Below are 7,509 nucleotides of genomic sequence, written 5' to 3'. Positions count from 1 at the left end.
GCGCAGGTCCATCATGTCATTGGTCATCGGTGGTCTTTCCATCAGGTTGTGCTTGAACAACCCAACCCTACCGGAAAAAGCCGATGACCACCGCTAGCCTGATACACCACCTCTCGGGACGTCATCCCGGTGCGACTTAGACTGCCTGTACTTGTGCATCGAATCGGTGGCCGCAGTGCTTGCATACGTTCGCTGCAAGAAGCACCGTCTCAGCACATTCCGGGCAAGCCTTAATAGGTTGAGCGAGCTGAGGCGTAGGCGTCGCAGCGACAACCCGCTCCCGCTTCAAACTCGATAGGCACGCAACTATGATCAACGCAAATACTCCGAAAATGCAGCCGAGCAGGAACCAACCGAAACCGCTCCGACCTTTCGACGACGCAACAACGCCGGCCGCAACCCCGAACAAAATCCAGATTATCAAGAATATCATTGTGACCCCCAATTCCCTCAATAAGCGAAAATTGACACGATGCACGCGTGAGTCAAGCGGGACGAGTTGTAACTTCCTCTACAGGCTGTCGGAGAAACAGACACTGTCACGACACGGGGACAAGACTTCGCGACGTTGGCCCTCAACAGTCAGCCCCATGCTACGAACCATGTCAGATGGATTTGCCGCGTGCGGCCGAAACCTTTGAAAACTCAAGGCCACTCAGCCGCAACTTGAAAAGCAACAAAGGCGTCGGATAAACGACGCCTTAAGCTTTTTATTTAATGCGGGAAATAAGTGGAGGCCTCGCCGAGAATCGAACTCGGGTGCAAGGATTTGCAGTCCTCTGCGTCACCACTCCGCCACGAGGCCATCCGTATGCTTAAAAGCGTGTGGTGTCGGGCGTTTAGAACGAATCCATTTTCCGTGCAAGGGGCTATTTCCGAAATATGCCCTCTCGGAATTCTGAAATGAGGTTTCCACAGCCACGGTCATTGCCCGGCACGCCCAAGGTTTGCAGGAAAAGGCGCCACAACCTTTTCGACAACCGGCTGCTCGCGGCAACAGAAAGCCCCGGGGGCATTTTTTTCGACCCCCGGAGCTTTGGCAAGGCTTAGAAGCAGGGCTGCGTCAGGCGACGTTCAGGACGGCTTCGGGCGATACCATCTCGTAGCCCAGCGCGTCTGCGACCGCCTTGTTGGTGATGCGACCGCGGTGAACGTTGAGGCCGGCCCGCAGGTGACGGTCCTCGGTGATTGCCTTCAGACCCTTGTCGGCCAGTTGCAGGCCATAGTGCAGCGTGGCGTTGTTCAACGCCTGGGCCGAGGTGATCGGCACCGCGCCCGGCATGTTCGCGACGCAATAGTGGATAACTCCATCGACCTCGTAGGTCGGATCGGAATGGGTGGTCGCATGCGAGGTTTCGAAGCAGCCGCCCTGGTCGATTGCCACGTCCACGATCACCGAGCCCCTCTTCATGCCCGACAGCATTTCTCGCGTGACGAGCTTCGGTGCCGCCGCGCCGGGGATGAGAACGGCGCCGATGACGAGGTCGGCGGCGAAAACCTCCTCCTCCAGCGCGTCGATCGTCGAATAGCGCGTGTGGACGCGGCCGTTGAAGATGTCGTCAAGCTGGCGCAGGCGCGGGATCGAGCGATCGAGAATCGCCACGTCGGCGCCAAGCCCGGCGGCCATCCTGGCGGCATGCAGGCCGACCACGCCGCCGCCGATCACCGCAACCTTTGCCGGCGGAACCCCCGGAACGCCGCCGAGCAGGATGCCGCGGCCGCCATTGGCCTTCTGCAGCGCCGTCGCCCCGGCCTGGATCGAAAGCCGGCCAGCAACCTCCGACATCGGCGCCAGCAGCGGCAGGCCGCCGCGCTCGTCCGTCACGGTTTCGTAGGCGATCGCAGTCACCCCGGACGCCAGCAGGCCCTCGGTCTGCTCCGGATCGGGTGCCAGATGAAGATAGGTGTAGAGAATCTGTCCGTCGCGAAGCTGCGCCCATTCGGCGGGCTGCGGCTCCTTGACCTTTACGACCATGTCGGCCTTTTCGAAGATGTCCCTCGCGGTGGGGACGATCTTTGCGCCGGCAGCGCGGTAGGTGTCGTCATCCGCGCCGATGCCGGCGCCGGCCTTCGTCTCGACGATCACCTCGTGGCCGTGCGCCACGTATTCGCGCACCGAGCCGGGCGTCAGGCCGACACGGTACTCGTGGTTCTTGATTTCCTTCGGGCAACCGACACGCATCCGCGTTCCTCTCATCTGATTTGCCAATCCTGAAATGCCCGCCACTCCCTGCGGGTCGACAGGAATTGGATCAGAAGTCACGCGCAATGTCCTTGCGAAGACGGTTGGAAGATGGAGCGTTTTCCGCGTATCCTTGCTTAGAACACGCCAAACTTCGAAGGAAATTGCATTGAGCGAGCTGGATTCGATAGATACTGCAATGCTACGCATCTTGCAGCAGAACGGGCGCATCTCCAACGCGGAACTGGCCGAGCGCGTCGGGCTATCGCCTTCCGCCTGCTCCCGCAGGCTCGACATCCTGGAAAAGTCAGGCGTCATCAGCGGCTACCACGCGCACCTTTCGCAAAAGGCGCTGGACTACCGGATGATCGCAATCGTGCACATTTCGTTGTCGGGACAGTTCGCCAAGACGCTGGCGGAGTTCGAAGCGGCGGTCAAACTCTGTCCGAACGTGCTGGTCTGCTACCTGATGTCGGGCGAATACGACTATATCCTGCGGGTGGCGGCAAAGGATCTCGCCGACTACGAGCGCATCCACCGCGACTGGCTTTCCGCCCTGCCCCATGTGGTGAAGATCAATTCGAGCTTTGCCTTACGCGAAATCATCGACAGGCCGAATGTCGGCGTCTGACGATTCCTTGCCGACGACCCGGTTGCGGCCGCGGTGCTTGGCGGCGTAAAGGCGCTGATCGGCCGCCGACAGCAGGCCGTTCAGCGTGCCGCCATCGTGCTCGGTGCTGGCCACGCCGATGCTGACCGTCACCGGCGCACAGTCCGGCCGGAGGATGCGTTCGGCCACGGCGAGGCGGATCTGTTCGGCGCGTGCAAGCGCGCCCTCGTGCGAAAGCCCCTCGCACAGGATGACGAATTCTTCGCCGCCGAAGCGATAGACGCGGTCGCCGGCGCGCAGACCGTCCTGCAATGTCGCTGCCGCCTCCTTCAGCACCTGATCGCCAACGAGATGGCCGAAGGCATCGTTCACCGCCTTGAAGTGATCGGCATCGACGATCAGCAGGCTCGTCACCGTGCCCGCCGCATTGGAGGCCTGCAGAAGACGCGGCCCCTCGAACTCCAGGCGGCTACGGTCGAGCACGCCGGTGAGCGCATCGTGCCCAGACCGATCGAGCAGATCCTCATAGCGTTCGCGGAAGGTGAGGTCGTTGAAGATGTCGGCGATCGGGCGCGACGATGCGGGAACGGCGGCTAGGCGGGCAAAGCTCAGGTAGGCCGTCGTCAGCAGAGCGAACAGCGCCGCCGCCATCATCTTCGCCAGCCACCCGCCCCACAGGACGGACATCGGCGCATCGTTGAGCAGGTTGAGCGCGGCGAAGAAGCCAAGCTGATCGAATGTGAGGACCCCAGCGCCGGACACGAACAGGCGAAGCGCCATCGGCATCCATCTTCCCCGCCCCAGCCGCTCGTAGAGCAATATGATCGCCAGCGCATCGACATAGAGCAGCGTCGTGCCCCACAGCATCAGCCAGCCCATCTCGTCGATGAAGGTGAGATCCACCACGCGGCCGGGCACGACGCTGATCGTCTCGTGATACTGCAGGATCGCAGCGAGGATGACGGTCATGAAATTGCCGGCAAGCAGGCCATAGATGGGCGCCCGGACAGTCGCTGCATCCTCCTTGATATAGAGGAGCAGGATCATCATCAGCTTCCCGGAGAAAAGCACCGAGGAGCCCGGCGAGAGCACGCCGAACGGCAGCTCGACGTAGAAGACCGCCGCCAGGTAGGTTTCCAGAAAGTGCATCACGCCCAGTGCGATGATGAAAACGCCGATCCCGATGCGATGGCGCTGGTGCAGCAGGCTCACCATGAAGGCGAAATAGACCAGCGCCTCCACGAAAAAAAGGATAAGATTCTTTATTTCCATGCACTTGCCTGCAGAAATCGTCCGGAGCGCAACACGCCGACGTTCCGAGGCATATCAAGCAATATCTAAGAATTGAACAAGATCAGAGCCTGCACTCAGCAGTGTGTACAAACCGCTTCGTCAAACGGATCGGGACTGCTCACCGTCGGAGAAGAGCGACGGCCCGTTCTGATCGACGATCTGCTTGGCCTTGCGGAAGGCGGTGGCGACCGCATCATCCCGGCTCGTGAAGAGGTCGGCGCGAATGAAGCTGCGCACGAGCACGACGTCCCCGTCGTGCTTCTCGATCCGGCCCGCCAGGCGAAACTGCGCCCCCTCCTTCATCGGCGCGGCGATGAGGACAAGGTCGTTGTAGATCTCGCGATCCTCAGGCGTCGCCGCCGGAGGTTCGGATTTGCCGGAAAGACCGAAAAGCTTGGAAAAGAACGATGCCATGGCGGAGTGGTAACACAGCATGGCATCGTGTCAACGGTTGCCGACAAACAGCTCGGCCTTTGAGGACAGCCGGGGCGGCCCCTGCCGCGGCTTGGCCAAGGCAGGGCAGCCTCCTGCATGCTTCGCAGGGCAGCCTCGAGGCGCTTCAGATGATCAGGTTGGACAGGATCTCGTTTTCCGTGATGTCCTGATAGCGCAGGCCCACCCGGTCAAAGGCCGCCTTCAGCACGTCGAAGTTTTCCGGCGCCTTGGTCTCGATGCCGATCAGGATCGAACCGAAATTGCGTGCCGATTTCTTCAGGTACTCAAAACGGGAGATATCGTCCTCAGGCCCCAGCAGGTTGAGGAAGTCCCGCAGCGCACCCGGGCGCTGCGCCATGCGCAGGATGAAGTATTTTTTCAGGCCGCGGTGCCGCATGGCCCGTTCCTTCACGTCGGGAAGGCGCTCGAAGTCAAAATTGCCGCCCGAGACAACCGCCACCACGGTCTTGCCCTGCAGTTTCTCGCGCCCCAGCGCCTCCAGCGCCGTGATCGAAAGCGCGCCTGCCGGCTCCAGCACCACGCCCTCGACGTTGAGCATGTCGATGATCGTGACGCAGATCGCGTTTTCAGACAGGAGCATGGCCTGCTCCGGCCGAAACTTCCGGAGCCGATCGAAATTCAGCTCGCCGATTCGGCCGACGGCGGCACCGTCGACGAAGTTGTCCACTTGGTCGAGCGTGACCACCTCGCCCGCCTCCAGGCTGCGGCGGAGGCTCGGCGCGCCTTCCGGCTCGCAGAACAGGAAGCCGTCGTCCGGAACGTCCCCTTTGAGATAGCCGGTGACGCCGGCGGCAAGCCCGCCGCCGCCGACCGGCAGTATCACCAGATCCGGATGAACGCCGTCTCCCAACTGCACCGCGACCTCGGCTGCGACCGTCGCCTGTCCCTCGATGATGTCGGCGTGGTCGAACGGCGGCACCATGATTGCGCCGCTGTCACGCGCATGGTCCTGCGCGGCACGGTAGCACTCGTCGAAGATGTCGCCGACGAGCCGGATCTTCACGAAATCGCCGCCGAAGATGCGCGTCTTGTCGATCTTCTGCTGCGGCGTCGTTACCGGCATGAAGACCGTTCCCTGCACGCCGAAATGGCGGCAGACGAAGGCAAAGCCCTGGGCGTGGTTGCCGGCCGAGGCGCAGACGAAGCTGTTGCCGGTCCCCTTCTGCGCGATGACCTTGCGGAAGAAGTTGAAGGCGCCGCGAATCTTGTAGGACCGGACCGGAGAGAGATCCTCGCGCTTGAGATAGACCTGGGCGCCGTAGCGGACGCTCAGATGCTCGTTCAGTTGCAGAGGGGTTTCGGGGAAAAGCGTGCGCAACGCGTCGGTTGCACGCTCGACATCCTGTTTCATGACAAGCCGTCGTCCTTGAGTTTGATTGCGGCTATCGCTATTGCATATCGAAGAAGCGGAGGCCACCCGTCTTTCACCACCGGGACATGGCAGCGGTCAAGCCAGAACGAGACGCATTTGAACGCCACGATTCATCGCTCCGCCATCAATATCGCGGCCACCTGCGGTCTCTACCTTTCGCTGTCGATGCTGCTGCCGATGGCGGTGGACCTCTATTACGGCAGCCCCGACTGGGAAATTTTCGGCGTATCGGCCTTCCTGATGGGCGGGCTTTCGGCGGCGACCGCCATGGCGACGCGCGCCGGCCCTCCGCCCTACACCAAGAAGATGGGCTTTCTCGTCGTCAATTTGCTCTGGCTCGTCTTCTGCCTGCTTGGCGCCGTCCCGTTCTGGATGTCGTCGTTGAAGATGGACTTCGCAGAAGCCTTATTCGAATCGGTCTCGGCCGTGACCACGACCGGCTCGACGGTCATCGTCGGCCTGGAAAACGCGCCCCCCGGCATCCTGATGTGGCGGTCACTGCTGCACTGGCTAGGCGGTATCGGTATTCTGGCACTCGGCCTGTTCATCATGCCGTACCTGCGCGTCGGCGGCCTGTCGTTCTTCAAGCTCGAATCATCCGATACAAGCGACAAGCCGTTTGCGCGCATGGCAGTCTACACCCGCGCCTTTCTTCTCATCTATGTGCTGCTGACGCTCTTCTGCGCGATCACCTACAACGCGCTCGGCATGAGCCGCTTCGATGCGATCAATCATGCGATGTCCACCGTGGCGACCGGGGGATTTTCAACCCACGACGCCTCGTTCGGCTATTTTAACAGCCTGCCGCTTTTGTGGGCGGCCTCGTTCTTCATGACGCTCAGCAGCCTGCCGTTCTCCGTGCTCATCCTGTTTCTGGTGCGCGGCCGGCTGGACACGCTGAAAGATCCGCAGATCATCGTCTTTCTGGCTTATGTCGCGCTGTTTTCGATCGCCGCCAGCCTCTACCAGCGGCTGGAGAACGGCGTGCCGTTCCACGAGGCGCTGGCGCATGCCTTTTTCACCGTGACCTCGATCCTCTCGACGACCGGCTTTGCCAGCGACGACTATACGAAATGGGGCCACTTCATCGTCATTCTCGCCTTCATCGCCACCTTCATGGGCGGGTGCTCGGGCTCGACGGCCGGCGGCATCAAGGCCTACCGCATCATTATCCTGTTCAACTTCGTCCGCTCCGGCCTGTACCGGCTGATCTATCCGAACGGGATCCACGCGGTGCGCTACGGCCCGATCACCGTAGATGCAGACGTGCAGCGCAATGTGTTCCTGTTCTTCATCAGCTACATGATGGTCTGCGTTGCCGGTAGCCTCCTTCTCGGGCTTCTAGGCTATGATGCGCTGACGTCGGTGTCCGCCGCAGCGACAGCCCTTTCCAACGTCGGGCCAGGCGTGACGCCGTCAATCGGACCGAGTGGCACGTTTGCAGAGATGAGCGATCCGGCGCTCTATCTCCTGTCCTTCCTGATGCTGCTTGGACGTCTGGAAGTCTTGACCGTTCTCGTCATCCTGACTCCTCTGTTCTGGAAGAGCTGAAGTCAAAAGGCGCAGCCAAAACACTTTCTTGACTGGCCTGAAGCA

Annotated in this window: 7 protein-coding genes and 1 tRNA gene; 2 read left to right on the top strand and 6 right to left on the bottom strand. The window is 61.3% G+C overall.

The annotated features are described in order from the left end of the window. Positions 1 to 136: 136 nt before the first annotated feature. The 3 genes from HV823_RS27415 to ald form a co-directional block, all read right to left on the bottom strand. Complete coding sequence (locus tag HV823_RS27415) at positions 137 to 433, bottom strand: zinc ribbon domain-containing protein (protein WP_176951965.1); 297 nt, start codon at positions 431 to 433, stop codon at positions 137 to 139. Between the two features lie 298 nt (positions 434 to 731). Beyond that, positions 732 to 805 (bottom strand) — tRNA-Cys (locus HV823_RS22765). Between the two features lie 258 nt (positions 806 to 1,063). Further along, positions 1,064 to 2,182 carry an alanine dehydrogenase gene (ald, locus tag HV823_RS22760; RefSeq protein ID WP_176951964.1) on the bottom strand — a complete coding sequence of 373 codons (1,119 nt, stop codon included), beginning with the start codon at positions 2,180 to 2,182 and terminating at the stop codon, positions 1,064 to 1,066. A 169-nt stretch (positions 2,183 to 2,351) separates the two neighbouring features. Here ald and HV823_RS22755 point away from each other — a divergent pair, with 169 nt between their 5' ends. Beyond that, a complete protein-coding gene (locus HV823_RS22755; protein ID WP_176951963.1) occupies positions 2,352 to 2,813 on the top strand; it encodes an Lrp/AsnC family transcriptional regulator in 462 nt (153 codons plus the stop codon). On the opposite strand, the gene HV823_RS22750 is transcribed toward HV823_RS22755, so the two are convergent. From HV823_RS22750 to ilvA, 3 genes are all read right to left on the bottom strand, one after another. Further along, entirely contained in the window at positions 2,775 to 4,064 is a 1,290-nt protein-coding gene (locus HV823_RS22750; RefSeq protein WP_176951962.1) for a GGDEF domain-containing protein, read from the bottom strand. The two genes, HV823_RS22755 and HV823_RS22750, sit on opposite strands and share 39 nt — an antisense overlap. A gap of 120 nt (positions 4,065 to 4,184) precedes the next feature. Then, entirely contained in the window at positions 4,185 to 4,499 is a 315-nt protein-coding gene (locus HV823_RS22745) for an HlyU family transcriptional regulator (RefSeq protein ID WP_176951961.1), read from the bottom strand. A 145-nt stretch (positions 4,500 to 4,644) separates the two neighbouring features. Then, positions 4,645 to 5,892, bottom strand: a complete 1,248-nt coding sequence (gene ilvA / locus HV823_RS22740) for a threonine ammonia-lyase (RefSeq protein ID WP_176951960.1) — start codon at positions 5,890 to 5,892, stop codon at positions 4,645 to 4,647. Between the two features lie 117 nt (positions 5,893 to 6,009). On the opposite strand from ilvA, the gene HV823_RS22735 reads away from it, so the two are divergent. Continuing rightward, positions 6,010 to 7,464 carry a TrkH family potassium uptake protein gene (locus HV823_RS22735; protein WP_176951959.1) on the top strand — a complete coding sequence of 485 codons (1,455 nt, stop codon included), beginning with the start codon at positions 6,010 to 6,012 and terminating at the stop codon, positions 7,462 to 7,464. The last annotated feature ends 45 nt before the right edge of the window (positions 7,465 to 7,509 follow it).

The organism is Mycoplana rhizolycopersici, from assembly GCF_013378445.1.
GTDB lineage: Bacteria > Pseudomonadota > Alphaproteobacteria > Rhizobiales > Rhizobiaceae > Mycoplana > Mycoplana rhizolycopersici.
This window is presented reverse-complemented; position numbering and strand designations above follow the sequence as displayed.

Bases quoted from the DNA above. Each gene is read 5' to 3' on its own strand.
- HV823_RS27415 (WP_176951965.1), bottom strand. From the start codon at position 433: ATGATATTCTTGATAATCTGGATTTTGTTCGGGGTTGCGGCCGGCGTT.
- ald (WP_176951964.1), bottom strand. From the start codon at position 2,182: ATGCGTGTCGGTTGCCCGAAGGAAATCAAGAACCACGAGTACCGTGTC.
- HV823_RS22750 (WP_176951962.1), bottom strand. From the start codon at position 4,064: ATGGAAATAAAGAATCTTATCCTTTTTTTCGTGGAGGCGCTGGTCTAT.
- HV823_RS22745 (WP_176951961.1), bottom strand. From the start codon at position 4,499: ATGGCATCGTTCTTTTCCAAGCTTTTCGGTCTTTCCGGCAAATCCGAA.
- ilvA (WP_176951960.1), bottom strand. From the start codon at position 5,892: ATGAAACAGGATGTCGAGCGTGCAACCGACGCGTTGCGCACGCTTTTC.